The organism is Gramella sp. AN32 (assembly GCF_023718305.1).
Classification (GTDB): Bacteria; Bacteroidota; Bacteroidia; order Flavobacteriales; family Flavobacteriaceae; genus Christiangramia; species Christiangramia antarctica.
On the sequence record NZ_QEYO01000005.1, the window covers coordinates 211,207 to 234,279 of the forward strand.

Annotated in this window: 15 protein-coding genes and 1 pseudogene; 12 read left to right on the top strand and 4 right to left on the bottom strand. The window is 38.7% G+C overall.

Going from position 1 to position 23,073, the window contains the following annotated elements; genetic code table 11:
* Positions 1 to 16: 16 nt before the first annotated feature.
* Positions 17 to 2,599: a PEP/pyruvate-binding domain-containing protein gene (locus tag DHD80_RS08245; RefSeq protein ID WP_251740685.1), complete on the bottom strand. Its 2,583-nt coding sequence runs from the start codon at positions 2,597 to 2,599 to the stop codon at positions 17 to 19.
* The gene (locus DHD80_RS08250) at positions 2,596 to 3,489 is read right to left on the bottom strand and encodes a UbiA family prenyltransferase (protein ID WP_251740686.1); all 894 of its coding nucleotides are present in this window, start codon (positions 3,487 to 3,489) and stop codon (positions 2,596 to 2,598) included. The genes DHD80_RS08245 and DHD80_RS08250 overlap by 4 nt, the downstream gene beginning before the upstream one ends.
* A gap of 55 nt (positions 3,490 to 3,544) precedes the next feature.
* On the opposite strand from DHD80_RS08250, the gene DHD80_RS08255 reads away from it, so the two are divergent.
* A complete protein-coding gene (locus tag DHD80_RS08255; RefSeq protein ID WP_251740687.1) occupies positions 3,545 to 5,791 on the top strand; it encodes an efflux RND transporter permease subunit in 2,247 nt (748 codons plus the stop codon).
* A gap of 197 nt (positions 5,792 to 5,988) precedes the next feature.
* Here the strand turns inward: DHD80_RS08255 and DHD80_RS08260 are convergent, their stop codons facing one another.
* Complete coding sequence (locus DHD80_RS08260; protein WP_251740688.1) at positions 5,989 to 7,020, bottom strand: LacI family DNA-binding transcriptional regulator; 1,032 nt, start codon at positions 7,018 to 7,020, stop codon at positions 5,989 to 5,991.
* 250 nt (positions 7,021 to 7,270) lie between these two features.
* Between DHD80_RS08260 and DHD80_RS08265 the strand changes: the two genes are divergently transcribed.
* From DHD80_RS08265 to DHD80_RS08315, 11 genes are all read left to right on the top strand, one after another.
* Positions 7,271 to 10,372, top strand: a complete 3,102-nt coding sequence (locus DHD80_RS08265; RefSeq protein WP_251740689.1) for a TonB-dependent receptor — start codon at positions 7,271 to 7,273, stop codon at positions 10,370 to 10,372.
* Between the two features lie 18 nt (positions 10,373 to 10,390).
* Positions 10,391 to 11,752 carry a RagB/SusD family nutrient uptake outer membrane protein gene (locus tag DHD80_RS08270; protein WP_251740690.1) on the top strand — a complete coding sequence of 454 codons (1,362 nt, stop codon included), beginning with the start codon at positions 10,391 to 10,393 and terminating at the stop codon, positions 11,750 to 11,752.
* Positions 11,727 to 13,229, top strand: a complete 1,503-nt coding sequence (locus tag DHD80_RS08275) for a DNRLRE domain-containing protein (protein ID WP_251740691.1) — start codon at positions 11,727 to 11,729, stop codon at positions 13,227 to 13,229. The genes DHD80_RS08270 and DHD80_RS08275 overlap by 26 nt, the downstream gene beginning before the upstream one ends.
* Before the next feature lie 16 nt (positions 13,230 to 13,245).
* Positions 13,246 to 14,010: a glycoside hydrolase family 16 protein gene (locus tag DHD80_RS08280; RefSeq protein WP_251740692.1), complete on the top strand. Its 765-nt coding sequence runs from the start codon at positions 13,246 to 13,248 to the stop codon at positions 14,008 to 14,010.
* A gap of 122 nt (positions 14,011 to 14,132) precedes the next feature.
* On the top strand, positions 14,133 to 14,909 hold the full coding sequence (locus DHD80_RS08285) for a glucosamine-6-phosphate deaminase (RefSeq protein ID WP_251740693.1): 777 nt from the start codon (positions 14,133 to 14,135) through the stop codon (positions 14,907 to 14,909).
* A gap of 12 nt (positions 14,910 to 14,921) precedes the next feature.
* Positions 14,922 to 16,478: a family 20 glycosylhydrolase gene (locus DHD80_RS08290; RefSeq protein ID WP_251740694.1), complete on the top strand. Its 1,557-nt coding sequence runs from the start codon at positions 14,922 to 14,924 to the stop codon at positions 16,476 to 16,478.
* A gap of 60 nt (positions 16,479 to 16,538) precedes the next feature.
* The gene (locus tag DHD80_RS08295) at positions 16,539 to 18,011 is read left to right on the top strand and encodes a sodium:solute symporter family protein (RefSeq protein ID WP_251740695.1); all 1,473 of its coding nucleotides are present in this window, start codon (positions 16,539 to 16,541) and stop codon (positions 18,009 to 18,011) included.
* Between the two features lie 12 nt (positions 18,012 to 18,023).
* Positions 18,024 to 19,172 (top strand): amidohydrolase family protein, encoded by a 1,149-nt coding sequence (locus tag DHD80_RS08300; RefSeq protein ID WP_251740696.1) that lies wholly within the window; start codon positions 18,024 to 18,026, stop codon positions 19,170 to 19,172.
* A 13-nt stretch (positions 19,173 to 19,185) separates the two neighbouring features.
* Entirely contained in the window at positions 19,186 to 20,823 is a 1,638-nt protein-coding gene (locus DHD80_RS08305) for a beta-N-acetylhexosaminidase (RefSeq protein ID WP_251740697.1), read from the top strand.
* Between the two features lie 50 nt (positions 20,824 to 20,873).
* Positions 20,874 to 21,038, top strand: coding sequence for a hypothetical protein (locus tag DHD80_RS08310; protein ID WP_251740698.1), 165 nt, complete (start codon positions 20,874 to 20,876; stop codon positions 21,036 to 21,038).
* A gap of 383 nt (positions 21,039 to 21,421) precedes the next feature.
* A complete protein-coding gene (locus tag DHD80_RS08315; protein ID WP_251740699.1) occupies positions 21,422 to 22,207 on the top strand; it encodes a hypothetical protein in 786 nt (261 codons plus the stop codon).
* A gap of 278 nt (positions 22,208 to 22,485) precedes the next feature.
* On the opposite strand, the pseudogene DHD80_RS08320 reads toward DHD80_RS08315, so the two are convergent.
* Positions 22,486 to 22,596, bottom strand: a pseudogene (locus tag DHD80_RS08320) (DUF1508 domain-containing protein); the annotation flags it as partial.
* Positions 22,597 to 23,073: the final 477 nt, after the last annotated feature.

Sequence of the window (23,073 nt, forward strand, 5' to 3'; positions counted from 1 at the left end):
GATGTATATAATTCCTTTATACGCTATTTTCAGTAGTTTTTGGTGTTTGATATTTTTCCTCTATTCTAAAGATCTCCCCCGTACCACCGTCCATTTTTATCTTTTCGCCAGATGCCAGCCGGTTGCATAGACCGGGAACATTTACAATGGTGGGGATTCCCAGTTCTCGAAGTAGGATAACCGAATGGGATAAGGCAGAACCTTTTTCGATCAATACGCCTTTACAGGTAGGGAACAAGGCCGCCCAACCCGGATCTGTGCGCTGCGCACAAATAATCTTGTTGTTCACATCCAGACTGTCCCCAGGGTCTTTAATTACCGCAATTTCCCCGCTTACCTGTCCGGGATAACAGCCCTGGCCTTTGAATAAGTTGGGAGCAGAAACCACCTTTTCTTCTTTCAAGGGCGGGAAAGGCACAATGACGCGGGACTGTACTTCTATTTTACGATAATTTTCAAATTCAGCTTTTCTTTCGGCAACGATACTTTTAAAGCGGTCAATTATCCCTGCCTGTACCAGTTCCTTTTCGGTGAGGTAGAAAACATCCGCGACATTATCCAGCTTTCCGTTTTCGAGCTGGTAATGGCCATAAGCGCGATAGATAGCGCGGTACATTCCAAAAAGGCGGGTCCGTTCCAGGCGAAGGCTTTCCCGGTATCGTATGGCCATCTGTAATTTTTTCAAATTTTTCTGAAGTTTTCTTCTGAAGAAAAACGACTTTGTTTTCAGGAGATTTTCCAGCTTGGCTTTAGCTTTTTCTGAAACCCTTTCAAGATTTATTTTTCTGATCTTTTCGCCGCTTAAAAAATTGCGCAGGTATTTATAAAATATCAGGGGTTCCACCCGCATGGTTTGGGTTTCCAATTTTAGTTCCCCCACGGTTCGGTCTCCATAACGCTGGATGAAATAGCTTACCTCCCTGAAAAAGACGGGATGTTCCTTTTCGATTTTTTGATGCAGGTTGTGAGGAAGACTGAGAATTAAATTTTTTAGTTCCTTGCATTTTGTGGCGATTTCGGCCACTTCCATCATTGCAATGGTTGGTTGGGTGCTTTCAATTTCCTGATCCCCGGAAAGATAGCGCCCCAAAAATTCTTCGGGATTTTGGATGCCTGCTTTTTTAAGTTTTCGTAGTACATTTCCATTTAGCATCATCACATTAAAATCATTGATAATGGGAATGGCCCAGGAATTTATCAGGTTTTCATCCAGTCCTTTTTTCTTCTGAAGGAAATTTTCGGATGGCAATGATTGCGGTGTAATTTTATAAAATTCAGCATAATACTTCTGAAAATGCTGCTGAAAATCCGGCACCAACTTATGCAACTTGCTTATTTTTCGCCACAGCCGGTAGTAGTTAAGAGCCAGTTTGGGCAGCAACTTTATTTTTTCCGCCAGGTTTTTTTTAAGATCTTCGATAAAGTCCACTGGTTCCTGCAGACCCATCATGAGTTCCATATCGGCTTTGTTTTGTTTAAAGGAAGGCAGTAGCTGTAGGCCACGGTACCAGTTATTGATGTTGTAGTAAATCCTTCCTTTTACCAGTGCCAGTAAATTGGAGAGGATGTGGTCATGCCGGGAAATAACATTTTTAGAAATTCCCAAAACCTGCATGGTTTGCTGGTAAACCGTTTTATAAGCCCGGGAAGCAAAGCTGAAGGTGAGCGGAGTGGTCACCCCGCAATAACTTTCCTGGATATTGGAATTGTCATATACCACCACTTCCGGAATCTTTTGTGTGATGGACCGAGCCTGAAGAAAATACAGCTCTTGGTTTTTAATGGCAAATTCTATATCCAGCGGAACTCCACAAGTTTTTTCGGCAGCCTGAGCGGTTTTAAACAGCCTTTCCAAAACAGCTTTTTCGATACAAGGGTGGTTTTGTTTTTCCAATATGGTTGCCACCGGTTTTAAACCCTGATCTTCTGCTTTACGCAGTGCCGTGGTTTTTGTTGCTATTATTTGTCGGTGCAATTTCCCCGAAGCTTTTTCAAAATAAAACTCATCGCCTTCAGCCGCGCCGTTCATCAAGCCTTCTGCAAATCCCAATACGGCATGGATGGCCATTTCCTGGGGAAACTCGGGAAAGGTGGTGAATGCAACGCCGCTGGCATCGGGATTTACCTGTTGCTGTATAATCACGGCAGGTCGTGCGATGGGGTCCAGGTTATGCTGCTTACGGTACGCCCTTGCTGTCGGCGACCAGGCGCTAGCTGCACATTTGCCCACCGCCCGTTCCAGTTCCTGTTTTGTGAAGATGTTTAAAAAGGATTGCATTATTCCAGGAAAAGCATTTTTTGCTGCGTCTTCATCCAAAACAGAAGAGCGTACCACTACCGGCGTATTAGGGAAATCCCACTTCCGCAGGATTTTATCCAACTTTTTCCAGTCTTCCGCAGGTAATTTATAGTTTAGTAATTTTTGAGAAATTAGTTCTGATTCACTTCCATCAGGTTTACTTTCAGAAATAATCCCTTTAAAATTTTTATAGTGGATAACCAGGAAATCTGGCACCTGCATTCCTAATTTTCGCAGTTTGTAGAGACCTTCAGCCTTGCCGCCAATTCCATTCCGGTATGTTTTTCCGTAACAGATCATTGGGAATGCACTTCAATAATGATACTTACATAACTTGCCAGCATAAACAGGGAAACAATTTTTTCGGCTTGGCGTAAATTTTTTTCAGAAGGTTTATAAATATTCTTCAAATAAAAGAGGAGCGCAACAATGAAAATAGCGCCGATAAGGAAATAGGCCCAGGATCGGCTGTTTATCTGGTAAAGCAGATATACCTGTACCAGCACCCCACTTAGCAATATCAATAACAACAGGGCAATGGCACCCATATATCCAACGGATTTTGAATAAGAATCCACGCCGGGTTTTTCAGCTTTGGGCGAATGAAGTTTTCTGGCAATTTCAAAAGAAAACCCTGAAAACAGGCTCAGTGCTGCCAGAATGTAAAAAGGAAATAATACCTCAAGTTGTGGGTGAAAAGCGGAATATACCCAAAGAATGATCAAAGGCATCACCAGCATGTGGGTGACGGCATATAGCAAAAGGTATTTATTAAGAAATTTCCCCACAAAAAATTCATAGCGCATTAGCAGGCTGTAACCCACTGCTGCAATCCAGCAAATTACCACAGGAAACCCTGAAATCAGCGACCAGGCTATCTCTATAAGTGTCCCTGCCATAGCAATAGCGATAAGCTGCTTTTTCTTTACCCGGCCAGTTTGTAAAATCCGCTGCGGATGATTTTTTGAATCGATGTCATAATCTTTTATTTCATCAAAAACCCGAAGCCGGAAAAAAAAGGAAATAACGGCCACCACCCCTAAAATCAGCCACCAAAGCTCTTCCTCCTGACCTGTGGAAGTGAAAAAGCTTGCTGCGGAGCGTACGGTAAAAAATAGGATGGCGAAGAGTGCCATATTTATGACAGGGAAACGCTCCTTAAAGTAGGCAAAAATGTTTTTCAGGATCATGGAATAAGCTTGGTGTCGAGGTAAATTTAACTAATTTTAAGACAAATACTTCCATATGAAATTTATAAGAAATGGCCTCTCCCGCTTAAAGTACATTATCTTATTGTTGCTGCTGGTTTGTTGCTATTTTTTATGGCCGGGGGTGAAAAAGGCCATTCAGTTGGATAACAGCCTAAACATCTGGTTTCTGGAAGATGACCCCGCCCTGATAGATTATAACAACTATGTGGATCGGTTTGGGAACGATGAAAGTGTGGTGTTGCTGATAAAAGATCCTGAAGGAATTTTAACTTCAGAATATTTCCAGTCTTTTATAAACCTTACCGATTCCCTGGAAGCTATTCCGGAAGTTGAAGGTGTGTTGGGGCCGGGCAATATTCAGGTCCCCACCAATACTTTGCTGGGTTTTGGAGGGAGGGACCTTATTAAGGAAAATTCAGAAGTCGGGCAGGTTTTACAGGATTTGGAAGAGCATAGCTATATCCGGGACCAATTTTTTACAGAAGATAAAAAAGCTGCACGCTTTGTGGTCGTTTTTAAGCCCCTGGCAGATTTTGACGCCCACCGGGACAGGCTTATCCGGGAAGTAAGGAGTAGGGTGGAGGCAGAATTTCCAGGAGGCAACACTTTTTTAGGTGGGGTAGGGGTGATTTTTTCAGGTTTGAACAGCCTTTCGCAGGAGGACTTTACCTTTTTCCTTGGCTTGGGCTACCTGCTCATGTTCCTGCTGGTACTGGTTCTCTTTAGAAGTTTTTACGTGCTTGTCTATACCTTGCTTACAATCGCTTTTGCTACTTATATCTGTATTGGAATTTATGGAATTATGGGCCATCAGCTTAATTTGATGACCACTTTGATCCCCACCGTGCTTATACTGTTGGGAATATTGGACATCGTCCATATTTTGAATGAACATCGATCTACCAAACGCAATGATAATAATTCTGAAATTGGAGTCCTAAAAAGGGTTTTTCGACCTTGTTTATATACCAGCCTTACCACAATGTCAGGATTTCTTTCCCTGCTGAGCAGCCCGATGGCAATTCTGAAAAACTTTGGCATTTATACCGCTTTGGGAATATTCCTCTGCTTTATTTTGAGTTTTTTCTTTGGGCTTATTTTCCTTCCCCTCATAAAACGGAAAGAAAAATTTGTTTTTCCTGTAGCCTGGTTTCATTCCCTTCATGATCATGTTTTAAAGAAAAAATCGGTTTATACCATTTTAACCGGTTTACTGATTTTTGTCGCTACTTCCGGAATTTTAAAACTGAAAAACGATACCTATACCTTAGGTTACTTTCCGCAGGACCACCAGGTGGTGCTGGATCACGTGGAAATAGAAAAAACCTGGGGACCATATATGCCTTTTGAACTTATGATCTCCCCAAAAAATGGCTTCAACATCCACTCCCCGGAAGTGGTACAGGCAGGGCTTCGGTTTTCAGATTCTATTTTAAATATCCCGGGTATAGGTTCTTCTTTCGGTTTTCCGCAACTTTATGATGCGGGCCTCCAAAACAGGTATAAAAATAATGCAGCGCAAATGCTACAACGAAAGTCCGGCCTGTCCCAGGTTGATAAATTCCTTAAAACCGGTTATCCCCAATTGAGCGGATATTATATAGACCGGAACTCAGGTACGGGAAAAATTACCGTTTTTGGGGAAATGAGTTCTGCCGTGGAACTTACCAATAAAAAAGATTTATTGCTCAAAACCGGGAATGCCGCGTTTGGTAAAGTAGCCGAAATAACGGCGGCTGGTTATTTGCCTATGTATTCGCAAATTGTACAATATGCCGCGCAATCCCAGGTAAATAGTTTGCTTTTGGCATTTCTACTGGTGTTTTTGCTCGTATGGATTTTTCTAAAAAGCTTCAAACTGGCATTGCTGGCAATTGTTCCAAACCTTTTTCCGGTAGTTCTTATCCTGGGCATAATGGGATGGTTCAATATAGACCTTGATATTGCAACTGCCAGCATCAGTGCTATCGTACTTAGTTTTTGTATTGATGACACCTTACATTTTATGTACCACTATAAAAAGCACCGGAACATGGGACAAAGCACATTGCGTTCCCGCGTTTTAACCTTTGGTCGCGTAGGGGCTGCAATCGTAATTACCAGCCTTATCCTGCTGGCGGGATATTTATTGATGCTTTTAGCTTCTTTAAAAACGGTTTACTTATTCGGGCTGCTAACGGCCATAGGTATTATAGGTGCATTGTTCAGCCATTTAATCGTATTGCCCATATTGTTGGAGCGCTTTGATAGAAAAAATGACTATAGGAAGAAAGGGTTATAAATGTACTTAAGAAACAACCCAAAAATAAATTTTATAGGATTTCCAGACTCTAATAGTCAATAACCTAAATTACTGGTCACCGGATTGGTCTCGCTTAACCTTGTTTTACGTTTTGATATTCAGATTGAAGGGTTTTCGGGGTGATTTTAGGATATTCAACTAAAAATCATTGATAGAGAATACTAATTTAGTTGCTGCTAAACTGTAGTCTTCATGGAGGATTCTCTAACGATAAGTTCTGTATTTAAAGAGATTGTTTCAGACTTTATAGATTCTTCCTCATCTTCAATTAATCGTATGGAAAGTTTAGCGGCTTCGGTACCCATTTCAAAAGCTCTGTCATTAATGGTAGTGATATGTGGTTCTATAACCCGTGAAATAGGATAATTACTAAAGCCGACGATAGCGGTTTCTTCCGGGATTTTCACTCCGGCTTTCATAAATACCTGCAATACACTTACTGCGGTGTAATCATTTGCACAAAAAATACCGTCTGGCAAGACCGGGAGTTTCAAAAATTTATTTGCCTGAATAACTCCTTCTTCATAGCTCAAGTTATGCGTGAGGCCAACTAAATTAGCATCAAGTGTAAGTTTGTGTTTCTTTAAAGCTGCTTTATACCCCTCATAACGTGCTTTAAATATCGCAGTAGATTGATTTCCTGCAATGTGAGCAATACGTTTGCATCCTTTTTCTATGAGATGCTTGGTTGCAGTGAAGGCAGATTCGTAATCATTGATTACGATACTATTTACATCTATTTCTGATGGAACCCTATCATAAAATACCAAAGGAATTCCCAGTTTTTTAAATTTTTTAAAGTGATCGTATTTATCAGTTTCAATAGATAAACAAACAATCACTCCCTCAACCATTTTATTCTGAAGGATTTTTGTGATTTCCTGCTCTCTTTTCATAGAGTCTTTGGACTGGAAAATAGTAACATTATAACCCATTTTATAGGCATAATCTTCAATGCCGCTAATAACTAGCGAATGGAAGTAGATATCTATTCTGGGAACTATGATTCCAATAGATTGTGTCTTTTTTTTTCTAAAACTTGAGGCAATAGAATTTGGTATAAAGCCTAACTCCTCAGCCTTTTTCTGAACTAGTTTGGTGGTAGATTCACTGATGCCTGGATGGTTGCCCAATGCTCTTGAAATTGTAGATGCCGATAGATTTAGTTCTTTGGCTAAATCCTTCAGAGTAGTTCTAGAATTTTTCATATTATACCCAACAAACGTTTGCGTAAATATACAAATTATTTGTTAAATCGTTTTAATATATAGAGTCCTTTTAATTTCTGTAAGTTAAATTTTATACAATATTACTGGTGAAAACTCTAAATAAGTGAATTTAAATTCATAAAATATGCTAAAATAATTATGCAAACGTTTGCATAATAAATAACTAAATTTTACATTTGGATCAATCAATTGCTTTAAAATAGTCTAATCGATCAATGAATATTTAATTATGAACAAAAAAATCAACAGACATCCGGTAGGATTTAAAAAAAGCTTCAACTCAGTTTCACGGTCGGTTGCAACCACAATGCTTTTCCTTTTTGTTTCAATCCTTTCCTATGCTCAGGAAGCAACAATTTCCGGTACAGTAACAAATATGAACACAGGAGAGCCCCTTCTTGGTGTTAATGTCATTTTAAAAGGCACTTCAAAAGGAGTTTCAACTGATCTTGATGGAAATTACAGCATACAGCAAATCGCCCCTGGCGCTGTATTAAGCTTTTCTTTTTTAGGTTTTGAATCTAAGGATGTGTCTGTAGGTTCGCAAATATCCATAGATGTAGCGCTTAGCCCTGTTACTAATGAACTTGATGAGTTAGTGATTGTTGGATATGGTAAAAAGAAGAAACGGAATCTGACCGGTTCTATCTCTTCGGTAGGAAGTGAAGAAATTGAGAAAACAAATCAACAGGATGCCGTTTCTATCTTACAAGGTAGAGCTGCGGGTGTACAGGTTACTTCAAACTCTGGTGCACCTGGAGGTGCTATGACGATTCGGGTTAGGGGGAACTCTTCTTTAAATTCGGGCAACGATCCTTTATATGTTGTAGATGGTGTTCCTATAGAGTCTAATAGTTTGTCATCGCTTAATGGTTCAGAAAATTTTGGTCTGAACCCGTTGGCAGATATTAACCCCGGTGATATAGAATCTATTGAGGTATTAAAGGATGCTGCTTCTACCGCTATTTACGGTTCCCGGGCTGCTAATGGGGTAGTAATGATTACTACAAAACGTGGTAAAGAAGGTAAAGCTCAGATTAACCTGAATGTATTTACCGGAGTTAGTGAGATTACCCGAAAGCTAAGTGTTTTAAACGCAAGTCAATACAGAGCGGTAATTCTGGATTCTTACCGAAATATGGATAATCCGGTTGAGCCCATATTTGCGGTTTTAGATTCATTAAGCCCCAAAAATAACGGCGACGTAGATTGGCAGGAAGAATTGCTGCGCGTTGCGCCTCAATATAAAATAGATCTTTCAGTTCGAGGTGGTTCGGAGAATGTAAAGTATTCATGGAGTTCGTCTTTCCTTAATCAGGATGGTGTGATTTTAAACAACAATTATAAGCGGGTTACTTCCCGATTGAATGTTGATTTTAACGCTACAGATAAATTGAAATTTGGTCAGAGTATATCCTATACCAATGCGATAAATAATAGAATTAATGCCGGAGGATCAGGTAATTTAAGTGTTGTAAGAGAGCTATTGATTCGTCCACCCACGTATGCAATGTACTTGCCAGATGGTTCATTGAACGGATATCAGTTTGGTAAGAGAAATCCGGTAGGTCTTGCAGAACTGGCTACACACCTTAATAAGACAAACCGAATTATAGGTAATGAATATGCTGAATATCAATTTACAGATGCACTCAAATTGAGAAGTAATGTAAATCTAGATTTTGTAGCTATGAAAGAAGATGAATTTATCCCGTCTAGTTTAGATTATAGACCGGGCTATAATACAGGTGCTGTGCGCTCATTAACCAATTTAACCTGGGGTAATGAAACCTATTTAACGTTTGATAAGCAACTTAACGAAGTTCATAACTTGTCGGGATTATTGGGTTTCAGTTTTCAAAACTGGAAATACGAGCAAACCGGTCTTGATGGTATGCTTTTCCCAAGTGATAATATAAGAACGCTCAACGGGGCAGGAACAATTTCTGGTCAGGAAGTAAACATAAGTACAGAGCACTCGATGTTGTCTTATTTTGGCCGTATGTCTTATGACTATAAAGGAAAATATCTTGCTGAAGTAAATCTTAGAGCAGATGGTTCTTCTCGTTTTGGGGCAGATAATCGTTTTGGTTATTTCCCTTCAGCATCAGTAGGATGGCGTTTTTCTGATGAAGGGTTCCTTCAGGATAACACGGTAATTAATGATGCTAAGTTGCGTTTTAGTGCAGGTCAAACCGGTAATGAGGCGATAGGAAACTATACTTCACAAGGGGAATTTGCTGTTGGTGTAAATTATTTAGATTATTCAGGAGCTGCTCCTACAGTAATGCCAAATGCAGGATTAACCTGGGAAACGACTACGCAATATGATATAGGTTTGGATCTTTCCCTATGGAATAACAGAGTGAATTTGACTACAGATTATTACGTAAAACTTACTGAAGATTTACTCTACAATGTGCCGATTCCTAGAACTACTGGGTTTTCATTTATAACGCAAAACATAGGAAGCATAGAGAATAAAGGTATTGAGTTTACCTTAACCACACGCAACTTAGTAGGAGATTTTAAATGGGATACCAACTTCAATATTAGTTCTAACAGTAATCGGGTAAAAGATTTACCAGATGAGCTTTTAACGAACGGTTATATACAAAATGGAAAATACCATATTCTTAGAGAAGGTCTACCTATAGGAACTTTTTACGGTTACAAATTCAATGGAGTATATTCCCGAGATGAAGACAATGTAAATCAAATTACAAATGGTTCTCAAGGTACTGTTTTTAAAGGTGGGGATCCTATCTGGGAAGACGTTAACGGCGATAACATCATAGATGCAGACGATAGACAAATAATAGGTGATGCTACTCCAGATTTCTTTGGAGGTATTACAAACAACCTGTCATATAAAAATTTCAGTCTTGGTGTATTCTTTCAGTTTTCTTATGGAAATGATATCTATAGTGAAATCAATCACCAGCGAAACTCAGTGGTACGTTACAACAATCTTTCTACAGATGCACTTAACAGATGGAGGGAGCAAGGTGATGTGACCGATTTTCCACGACCACTGCGTGATGACCCTTTAGAAAGCGATAGTCGTATTCAGAGCCGCTGGGTAGAAGACGGTTCTTATATAAAACTGAAAAATGTTAACCTGAGCTACAGTTTTCCTGAAGCGATAATAGGTCGTATTGGTCTTTCAAAATTAGACGCTTATGTAACGGGGATAAACCTTATTACCTGGACAAAATATACAGGCTTTGATCCTGATGTGAATTCATACAGTGGTTTACGTGCAGGAGTAGATGAGGGATCGTATCCTCAAAGTCGTACGATTATTTTAGGATTGAATTTTGGATTTTAAGAGGTAAAAATTAAAGATATGGAAAAATTACAGAAGTTAATAGTAGCCATTATTTTGTTGAGTACCTTATCGTGCTCGCAGGATATTTTAGATAAAGAACCCTTAAGCAGTTTTTCTGCACAAGGGTTCTATAAAACCACAAGTGATGCTCAGGCAGGCGTTTATGGTATTTATGAATCTCTGCAATCAAACTACCGCATCAACTTTGCTTATTGGGGAGAAGGGAGAGCAGATGCGGTGGAAACAAATCATTCTGGCGATCCTTTATTACTGAAGCAAAACACGCTGAATAAAACAATGCGTTCTGCACAATGGACTTCACTGTACCAGACTATAAGTCGCGCAAACTATGCGATCAAATATGTTCCGGAAGTTTCTCAAAGTGAATTTGGTTTCCGATTAATAGGGGAAGCAAGAGCCTTAAGAGCCTTGTCGTATTTCTATGCGGTGCGTATTTGGGGAGATGTGCCTTTAATCACAGAGCCTTATGAAAGTGTAGAGCAAGAACTTTTTGTAGAACGTACCGATAAAGAACTTGTTCTGGATCAAATAGTAGAAGATCTTAAGTACGCTGCAGAAAATTGCAATGAAAACTTTGGTGGAGAACGCGACCGTGTTCTTATAACTCAGGGCGGTGCAAATGCATTGTTGACACAGGTGTATATGTGGCGAAAAGACTATCAAAATGCAAGTATTACAGCAGATTTAGTTTTAGATAATAGTCTTTATTCCCTGGTAAGCATGGCAGACTGGTCAAAGATTTTCACGACCGGTTTTTCAAATGAAAGTATCTTTGAGGTGGGGTATAATGACGTACAAACAAATGCATTACGAGTGCTCTACGCTTTAGGATCAGACAGTGATTATTTTCCCAGCGAAAAATTTAAAAACTCATTTGAAGATAATGACTTAAGACAAACAAAAATTTATGATACCACGGCAGCTGAGCCACGTAAAATCTGGAAATACTTCGGGGAAGGATTTAATGATGAGAGTTCCGATCCTTCTTCAAATAACATTGTGCTTATACGCCTGGCAGATATCATTTTATTAAAGGCTGAAGCTTTATACGAATTAGGTCAAACAGATGAAGCGCTAGATCTTGTAAATATTATTAGAACCAGAGCTGGTCTTCCAAATTTAGATGAAGCAAGTGCAATTGCTGCTTACGGTGATGTACAATCGGCTATACTTCACGAGCGCTCTATTGAACTTTCTTACGAAGGACACCGCTGGTTTGATTTAGTAAGGACTGGTAAAGCGATACAAGTTATGCAACCTATAAACGGTTTAAGTGATGAAGCTAATTTGGTTTGGCCTCTTCACGAAGATGCATTAAATAGAAACCCTAACCTTGATCAAAACTCTTTTTATCAATAGTAAAAAAGCTGTCAATCAATGTTTAATTAATAAAATTAAAGTGATGAAGAATATAAAAACTATTTACTTTTTGCTAATTGGGGTGCTAATTAGTCTGATGTCCGGTTGCGAAATACAAGAAAACTTTGAATATCAAAATTCAGGTTCAACTGGAGAAATAGGTGTTAATGCCTGGGAATATATTCAGTCTAGCGATTCGCTGGTTTTGCTCGAAGCTGCAATAAGGCGAGTAGGACTCGAGTCTATATACCAGGGGATGGATGCTAAAACATTTATTGCACCTACAAATACGGCTTTTGAGGAATATTTAGCTGCAAACTTGTATGCGAGCCTTGATGATGTGCCCGTTCCTATTTTAAGGAATACACTTAAATATCACATTGTTAAAGATGTGGTTTTATTTACAGATCCGGACCTGGCAGACAGCAATAACCCCATCGCCTATGACACTGAGAACGGACAGATAATGTTCTTGTCTCATAATACAAATTATCAAGGTCAGGTTAATGAGGGAACAAGCAAACAGTGGACGATTGTAACGTCTAATCTGGTACCTACAAATGGTGCGATGCACATAGTTTCTTCAATCGTATATTTTTCTGCACCTGCCAGTAACTTAAATATTCCTGATCCTTCTGTAAAAACAGATACGATATATCCCAAACACGATGCGTATATAAATGGTGGTTCCAACTCTGGTGTTAACTACGGAAGAGATATTATTATGAAAGTAAAGAATGTAAGTGATAATGGAAACTATGATAGAAAGGCATATATGATGTTCGACTTAAATGAGTTTGATAAAGAAGGTGTGATAACCGATGTACGACTCGATATGGCTGTGAAGTTTACAGCTGCCAAAGGGGTTGGTATGAATCTTTTTGCTGTAAATGATACCTTATGGAACGAGTCAAGTTTAACTTTTGACAATGCGACCCTACCTACGGGAAATCCAGTTGCCAGTTTGACTACGACTAAAATAAACACATTCGCTTTTGATGTGACCGACTTTTTTAACGGCTTAGATTCACGCCAGCTTGTTTCTTTTGTCCTTGACGGGGAAGCAGGAACCGATGAAACCGATGAGTTTGCTACCAAAGAAAATACAAGCTTAAATGCACCTATGCTTATTGCTACAATAGCATCGGGTAATAATGTTCTCGATTTAACAACAAATACGGGTTTTTCCGTTACCAGTGGAGAAACGTATGTATTAAGTAGTGAGGTGCTCGAAGTAACAGGAGCGGCTGCTGCAGATATCATCTTTACAGTTGAAGAAATTCCTCAAAACGGATGGCTTATAAGGGGCGCAGATATATTAAAAGCTGGCGATCGTCTTACCCAGCTTGATGTAAATTCTAAAAATTTGGTTTACATAAGCAACGGGTCTGGTACAGGGGATGCCATTGTATTATCGGCAAGAGACCGAGCAGGATCCAGTCTTGAAAGTTTCAGCCTAGATATAACTATTCAATAGTAAAAAGTAGTGCAAGATGAATTTAAGCTTAGTTAATAAACAGATAATAACCGGTTATTTACTGGCAGCATTTTTACTAGTGTTCATTTCTTGTGCAAGCTCTCAGGAGAATGATGAACTACCCATTGTAAATTCAACCCGAATTATAAATTTCTCGGGTTATGAGTGGGTGGTTCGTACTACTGATGAAGGAAAACAAGGTCCCGGACCCAATTATTTTTCAGATTCCGAAGAAAATGTATGGGTAGATGATGACGGGAGATTGCATCTTAGAGTTGTTGAACGCAATGGGAAATGGTATTGTTCCGGGGTTATTTTGCGCCAATCGTACGGCTTTAAAAAGTATGTTTTTTACGTGTCAAGCCGTGTAGATAATCTTGATGAAGATTTAGTTGGTGGCTTGTTTACCCATATTACCGATGACGAAGAAATAGATATCGAATTTTCAAGATGGTCTGATCCCGAAAATCAAAATTCACAATTTGCGGTCCAACCTTCCTTTAAAGCAGGAAATAAAGAGCGTTTTGACCTTGATTTAGATGACAATCTATCTACGCATTTTTTTGATTGGAAACCTGAGAGTATAGAATTTGCCAGTTACACAGGGCACACCCTCACTCCCGAAGCAGATGCAATCGTCAATACGTGGATGTATACGGGAGAAAATGTACCACCACATACAGATGAACGCGTTAAAATAAACCTGTGGCTGTTTAGAGGGGCAAGTCCTGCTAATGGCATAGGGGGCGAAATGATTATAGATCGCGTCGAAATTTATTAGTCTGTATAAACACCAACTTTAATCTTAATTAACGAAGTAACAATTGGGTGAATTGCTATGGGGTCATTTTTGATGACTATCAAACTTTTTGTCTATACTTATCGAAATAAAAAAATAAACACATGTTAGAATCTCGCGAAGATATTAATGTCCTTTCAACAGGTGAATTAGCTGGTGTTGCCGCAGGAAAGAAGATCGAGAGTTGTATTGAAAAATTACAGAAAGATAAAAAAATTATACGTATTGTTTTTGCGGCTGCTCCTTCACAGGATGCTATGCTAGACTATTTATCAAAGTCAAAAACTATAAAGTGGAGCAATATTGTTGCTTTTAATATGGATGAGTACATAGGTCTGCCTGAAGGTGCTACACAATCTTTTGCAAATTATCTTGAGGAGAATTTATTTTCTAAAGTAAGCCTTAAAAAGAAATATACAATTAATCCTAGTTCAGCTATTGATGAGGAGTTAACACGATATTCTAAATTAATAAGTGTAGCGCCTATAGACATTGTTTGTTTGGGTATAGGAGAGAACGGTCATATCGCATTTAATGATCCTCCTGTTGCAGATTTTAATGATAAACACATTATAAAAACAGTAAATTTAGACGAGCCTTGTCGCCTACAGCAAGTTCACGACGGTTGTTTTGATACGCTGGAAGATGTGCCTAAAAAAGCTCTGACCTTAACCATACCGACCCTTTTAAGCGGAAAGCATTTGTTTTGTGTGGTACTGGGAGCTAAAAAGAGTGAAGCTGTAAAAAACACATTTTCAGGTAGCGTGACCACCTCGTGTCCTGCATCCATTCTTACCACTCACGACAATTGTGAATTTTTCTTTGATGAAGCGGCTTTTAAAGATGCATCTAAAATAAAACCTAAAATTCTAAACGATTAAAGCACACAACCTATGAGATTTAATTTTTTATATAAAATGATACTTGTTGCTTACGTACTAATAGCTAGCTCATGTGTTGCAATTGCTCAAAAAGAACAACCTGATTTTAAGGTGAAGGGATTTCATCTTGATTTGCGCATACAGGTGATGACCCCTGATGCGCTAAAAGCTTTTGCAGATGAACTTGCAGGTTTTGGGATGAATACGCTGGTGATGGAATATGAAGCGACCTATCCTTTTGAGAAGCATGCAACTATCGCAAATGAGTACTCGTACAGCAGAGAAGAAGTTAAAGATTTTGTGAGTTATTGCAATTCAATAGGGATTGAGGTTATTCCGCTGCAGCAAAGTTTGGGACACTTAGAATATATTTTAAGAAACCCCAGATACAGTGATTTAAAGGAGGACAGACAGGATATTTCTCAGGTCTGCCCCATGAAGATTGAAGAAAGTAAACAACTTTTTACCGAGTTGTTTACCGATATGGCCGAAATGCACGATTCAGATTATATGCACATTGGCGGCGATGAAACCCGTCTTTTAGGTCATTGCCCGCTGTGTCAAAAGCGTGTGGAAGAAGTAGGCACCTCAAAACTGTTTGTAGATTATATGTCTATGATTACGCAGATTGTTGTTGATCTGGGTAAAAAACCGGTAATGTGGGCAGATATTATTCTAAAACACCCTGAAGCAGCTCAGGAACTACCCAAAGAAACCATTTTTGTAGATTGGAATTACGGCTGGAAAATCAACCACTTTGGTGATATACCGGCGCTTCAGGAAAAAGGTTTTTCATTTTGGGGATCTCCCGCCATTCGCAGTCACCCGGATAATTGGTATGTGACCGACTGGAAAACGCATTTTAAAAACCAAAGAGATTTTATACCGTATTCGCGCAACGCTGGTTATGAAGGTATGGTGATGACTTCTTGGTCTACCAGTGGCGTTTACGGTTTTACTTGGGATGTAGGTTACAGTGTGGTAGATATGGTTCAGCTTAGAAATACCTATCCGCTTACAGGATTTAGAATTCTTATTGCCAGCTATGCGGAAGCATTAAAGACAAAAGACACGATTAATACCGAAAAATTTATTGAAAACTACTCCAAAACACGCTTTGGTTTATCTATTAAAGATACAGAGCGATTTGTAGCTTTTCTCAACAGCTCACCCGAGTTAATAGTAAATGGTAAGCCGAAAGAAAGTGAAAGCATAGGGGAGATGATCAAATACTTTGGCAACATACGGGATGAACTGATAAAGGTTGATGTAAAAGATAATGTGGAAGAATTTGCCCATTTTAAACTTATGGCAGATTTGCGAATGCATTACTTAAACTTTAAACAAGTGGAAGCTACTTATAATTCGGTGGACTATACAAGTGATCAGGCTCCGAAATTGTTAAAGCAATTAGATGGTTTAATAGCTGAAGCTAAAGATTTGAATACCCGTTTTTACAAACTCAATGCAGGCTTTTTATACGACGCAGAACTTAACGATCAGAATGCATTGCGACTTCAACAAGTTGAGGTCTTGCACGATCGCTTGTCAAAGCTGAAATACGATTGAAGCCATTAAACTTACAATAGAAAACCTTTAGAAATTAATAACGAAAAGACCTCAAGCTAAATGGAATTATTAGACTGGATTGTATTATCGCTCTACTTTATAATGCTATTGTCAATAGGGTTGTGGGCATATTTTCGGGTTAAGAATTCTGAAGATTTTTATACAGCCGGTGGTAAATTACCTTGGTGGTTGTCTGGTATTTCACATCATGTTTCGGGCTATAGTGGGGCAGTATTTGTGGCTTATGCGGGTATTGCTTATACACACGGTTTTACCTTGTATGTTTGGTGGGCATTTACGGTAGGTATTGCCACAATGATCGCTGCTTTCTATATTGCACCCAGATGGTCTCGTTTGCGGATTTATGCAGGAATACAATCACCTACCGAATATTTATTGCTGAGGTATAATCTACCTACGCAGCAACTTATTGCCTGGGCCGGGGCTATTATTAAAGTCTTTGATACCGGCGGGAAACTGGCAGCAATAGCAGTGCTTTTAAATGTTTTTAGCGGAACGTCTATAAGCTTTGGAATTCTACTGGTAGGTACAATTTCGCTTATTTACATAACCATTGGCGGACTCTGGGCAGATGTATGGAATGATTTTGGCCAATTTATCGTACAACTGCTGGCCGGGTTGACCATGTTTGTGATGATTATCATCAAACTCGACGATGGCTTCGTTGGTATTTTTAATATGTGGGATCGTCTCCCGGAAGGCAATTCTGATTTTTTTAATGATCCCTATACTTTGTCGTTTGCTTTGGTAATGCTGGTCATTAATTTCTTTAGTTACAGTGGTGGAACCTGGAATTTAGCCACCCGGTTTATATCTTCTTCGTCCGGTAAAACCGCAAAGAAAGCAGCGATTTTATCTTCATGTCTTTACTTTATATGGCCGCTTATTTTATTATACCCCATGTTTGCTGCGCCACTATTTTTTGAAAATCTTTCAGATCCAACTTTATCGTATGGAAAGATGGTATTAGACTTTCTCCCGCAAGGTTTGGTAGGTTTAGTTTTAGCGTCCTTATTTGCAAATACGCTTTCGATGACGGCTTCAGACTCCAATACGGTTTCGGCAGTAATAAGTCGAGATATTTTACCCAATCTTTTTCCGAAGATTAAAAACTATTCAAACAAACAACTCCTGAAGCTTGCTCGTATTACGACTTTAAGTTTTACGATACTTACCATCGTTACTGCGTTAAATGCCGGTGTTTTTGGAGGTGTTTTCGGTTTGATTATTTCCTGGTTTGCAGCTTTATTAGGACCAATAGCCATCCCCATGATATTAGGGCTGTTGCCTGTTTTCAGAAAAAGTGATGGTCGGGTAGCGATTATTTCTATAGTTGGTGGTTTGTTTTTCTTTGTTATGCTCAAGTTTTTCCCTGTAGATTCTTTTGCGCTCGAAGTGGGTGGTCCTACCTTTATATCGTTGATTTTATATGTCGTTCTAGGTTTTTTCAACAAAAGGGAAGTGCCTTCAAGAGTCAAAGAATTACATTTTAATCTGGATAATAATCATTAAAACCAAAGCAGGATGGCAAGTACCTTAAAAGGGATACATTATAAAACAGAGGAGCCTATTGAGCTGGAAATAAAATCCGGTTTAATAATGGCTATCCATTCCACTTCTGCACTTAAGGCCAATCAATTTATTGCACCCGGCCTGGTAGATTTACAAATCAACGGTTTTAGAGGAATCGATTTTAATGAACCGGGCTTAACTGAAGAAAAGGTCTTAACGATAACTCAGGAATTATTCAAAGAAGGGGTTACCGGTTATTTCCCCACACTAATTACCAATAGTGATGCTGCAATTAGCAGCACTCTTGAAATAATTTTAAAAAGCTGCGCGGGAAATAAAGTCCTAAACGAAAGCATTATGGGGATACATCTTGAAGGCCCATTTTTATCTTCTGAAGATGGACCTCGCGGTGCACATCCTTTAAAATATATACAAGCTCCAGACTGGGAACTTTTTTGCAAATGGCAGGAAATCGCACAGGGAAAGATCAAAATAATTACGCTAGCTCCGGAGCTACCAGGTGCTCTTTCGTTTATTAAAAATTGTGTAAAGAACGGTGTGACGGTAGCGATTGGACATACGGCAGCAAGTCCTGAACAAATACAGGAAGCAGTTGTTACAGGCGCCAGATTTTCAACCCATTTAGGTAATGCTTCCCATTTGGTTATGCCGAGACATGCTAATTATATCTGGGAGCAGTTGGCTTCAGAAGACTTATGGGCAACCTTAATTGCAGACGGTTTTCACCTGCCGGAATCTTTGCTTAAGGTGTTTTTAAGAGTGAAAAAAAACAAGAGTGTTCTGATAAGTGACTCGACCAAGTTTGCCGGTTTGCCGCCAGGTTCCTACCAAAGTCATATAGGCAGAGCTGTCGAGTTAGACGAGAATGGAAGACTGTTTATGAAAGGCAGTCCTAAAATGCTCGCCGGTTCTGCACGTTCTTTACTTGATTGTGTAGATCATTTAATCAGCACGAAAATAGATACTCTATCAAACATTTTTGATATGGCTTCTCTAAGGCCAAATGAGCTTTTAGGTAATACAACGCGGTGTGGTTTAAAAGAGGGCAATACGGCAGATTTAATTGTTTTAGAAAGAGCTTCAAACACAACAAAAATTATACAAACTATCAAATCGGGAGAAGTTGTTTATTCCCTTTAAATCGAATTGAATTATGAAATTACTATCGAATTCGAGGTATAAAAAGATGCGTTTAGCTTTACTTATATTCTCCTTTGTGATTATGAATGCGCATTTTATATTAGCGCAAGAAAAGGTGCAGATTATACCCCAACCTTCATCAATCGGTTATGGCAACGGCACCTTTGTTTTAAAAGATAAAGTGACCATTAATGCATCAGAAGGCCTTCAGAATGAAGTACAGTTTCTTTCAGCTTTACTACAAAAAGGATTTTCTAAAACTCCCAAACTTGTGAAAAAAGGGATAGGAATCTTGTTGAAAATTGATGAAAGTTTAAAGGATAAATTAGGCGAAGAAGGCTATACGCTTAGTGTGGGGAGAAAAGGTATTTATATAACCGGAGCGACGGCTACCGGTGTTTTCTATGGGATTGAGTCTTTTAGACAACTCCTTCCGGTAGATTTTGAATTTGAGAAAACCTATAAATCAGTAAAAATTCCATTTATAGAAATAACAGATAAACCCAGGTTTCCGTGGCGTGCATTTATGTTGGACGAGTCAAGACATTTTAAAGGTAAAGAAGCGGTCAAGAATATTTTAGATCAAATGTCTATGTTTAAAATGAATACGTTTCATTGGCACTTAACAGACGATCAGGGTTGGAGAATTGAGATTAAAAAATACCCAAAATTAACCGAAATAGGATCTAAACGCAGGGACACTCAATTAAGTAGAAAAAGTGAAGAACGCGTGGGAGAACCACACGAGGGTTTTTATACGCAAAGCGAAATAAAAGAGATTTTGGCATACGCTGAAAGTAAACATATAAACGTTGTTCCCGAGATCGAAATGCCCGGTCACGCAACCGCAGCAATAGCCGCGTATCCCTGGTTGAGCTCTATGGGCGTGCCGCAAGAAGTATCTGTAACCTTTGGTAAACTCGATGATTCATTCAACATTGCAGATCCTAAAGTCGTGACTTTCTTAACCGATGTTTTGGATGAAGTGATTAAATTATTTCCGGGGGAGGTCATTCATATAGGCGGTGATGAAGTGAATTTTAAACCTTGGGAAGATTCAAGAATTGCACAGGATTTTATGAGCAAAAATGGATTGGAAACTCCAATCGATTTGCAGATTTATTTCACCAATCAGATTTCAAATTACATAGATAGTAGCGGTAAAAGAATGATGGGTTGGAATGAGATTATGGGTACAGATATTCACGAAGATGACGGTAAAACTTCTGCTGAAGCAAAGCAAAAATTGGCAAAATCTGCCATTGTGCATTTCTGGAAAGGCGATTTAAAGCTTATAAATGAGGCGGTAGAGCAAGGCTATGATGTGGTGAATTCAAACCACTGGGATACCTATTTAGATTATACCTATGAGCGCACGCCTTTATCAAAATCCTATGCGTTTAATCCTGTTCCCGAAGGATTGAATAAAGAATACCATTATCGAATTTTGGGTACAGGAGCTCAGATGTGGAGTGAGTGGATACCCACTGTTGCAAGTATGGAGCAGCAAGTTTTTCCACGTCTGGCAGCCTATGCAGAAGTGGGATGGACTACATTAGAGAATAAAGATTTTGAACGATTTGAGAATACGCTAAAGCTTATTAAACAACGATGGAAACTAATGGGAATTAGTTTTTATGAAGGAGACTAAGTCCTCGGCAGCAAATCAAACACAGTTTTAAACTTTACAAGAAGGCTATTATGCAAGTAAACGTCAATCCAAACCTCGTTAAATATGAACCTGAAGGTAAATTTGAAGAGACACGGTTTGAGAAAATACACAGCATCAGTTTTTCGAAATCGGGAGTGACCTCAATAATTGTTGCGCATGAGATTGCAGAACTGATACGTAGTAAATCGGCTTAGGGATTGAATTGTACTTTAGATTGGAAATGGGTTCTTCTCCTATAAATGTATATACTGAATTGGTACCGGTGCAGCGAAATGAGATCTGCTTATTTTTATGCCAGAAAATATTTTGAAGCTTTTCCCCGGCTTATGGAAGAGGGCGACCGTTCATTTAGATGTTACGCACTTAGAATTTTTTAGCCATATTTCAATTAACTAGCTTTTGGCTATTAGCTGCTTACTTTGATATTGGTTTACAATAAAAATATCAACAAACCATGATGGTTATGCCAATCATGGTTTGCGCCGGAGGTTACAATGTTTTAAAAATCCTTTTTCGATAGGTGTAGGTTTTTGTACATTAGAATATTCATTTTTTCCATCTAATATAAAAGATAATCATGCGGAAACTTTTACTTCTGGTTTTATTCCTGATGTTGGTATCCTGTGAAAAGGATAAACTACCGGAAGTTGATCAAACGATATTGGAAACAGAAATTGATTTTTTTGCCAGGGAGATTCACGAAAACAATGAGCAGTCTTCTCCTGTCTTATCCTTGGATTTTAAAACCACAAAAATATATCCCTGCTATAATTATTACATAAACTTCAAACATTCTTTTGAAAATGAAATACTGACGGTGGAGTTTAAAAGTATTGGCCAACCTGAAATTTGTCTTACAGCTTTTGGACCTGCAACAGGGTCGTTAAAATTACCTTTATCTACCAGGCAGTTGAAATTGGTTCGAGGCAATACCACCGATCTGTATGAAGTCAACATAACCACAGAAACTGTAGCATTCGAAATTATCGATTCAAGTTTTTCCAATCTTATTTTCGATAAAACTTTTAGGCTTCCGGAGAATTCTTTCGCAGTTGTTTGTGGCACCAATTTAGAAGACACCGGATTATGTGACGAGTTTTTGAATGTTTTATCAGATATACCTTCCCTAAGTGCGTTCTCTTTTGAAGGAGAAGGAAGGATCCCATATCCCGACAGCTCTTCAGGGCACTGGAATAATACTGAATCGAAATACTTTCTATATGAAAATGATTCTGATTTCATTCGAGTTGGTGAGTTGCTTGAGGAGTTTACAGCAGAATACATTGAACCCAATCAAGGAAATTCCATAGCTATCTTTAGCTGGGATAACCGGAAATTTTATAGCTGGATTTCAAATAATTGATGTGTAATAATTTTTCATAGTTCCGTACTTCAAAACATTTTTCATATTCTTAGTATGGTAGTCCAATAATTTAGAAAGCTTTTTAAAGGAATCATCTGCACCCAAATAACGTGCTTTCATCATTCCTACCTATATTTAAAAGCTTGCCTTGAAAATCAAAAGATTAACAAGATTTTGATACTTGATACTGTTTTTTTTCGGCAGGTGCCATTGTTTTGTGTTTCCATAGATTGCTAAAAGTGTTTAATTTTTAGTCAACCTATTTTAGGACGAGAGGCAGAGGTCTTTGCTTTATAAGCTTCGCTGCTTAAAATAACCTGGCCATTTCTTGCTTTTAGGTTAAACCGGAATTCACCTGCCCGATCCTTTTTAATTTCAAATTTTCCCATAGTTTAGATTTTAATTAAAAAAATTGGTCTAATAAAAAGTAATTAGTAGCTTAATACCTTGAAATATTCAACTTATTCGAAACTTGCATTACGAGAAGTTGAATGGACTTTTTGGTTAATGTTGTAGCGGTTCAAATTTCCATGGCGTACATATCGATGGGAATCTAATTTACCAAGTACCTGATGAGACAAATGAAAAAAACCTGGAGCCTGGAAGCTATTTTGGCTCGGAGGGAGAAACAGTACATCAACTCTCAAGCCATGAAAATGAAAGTATCATGTATATAAGTACCGATCGCAAGTTCGAGGTAATTTCAGAATAGCTATATCTAATTAGGACCGTAGTGGGGAAATTTTCTGGGATGTTATCAAGACAATTAATACCTTTATTTTTCCTCCGGATCCACCATCGGAAATGGAAAGATAGGGGTTAGCCGAGTAAATCACCTCCTTTATTACCCGAAGCAGAAGGCGGGA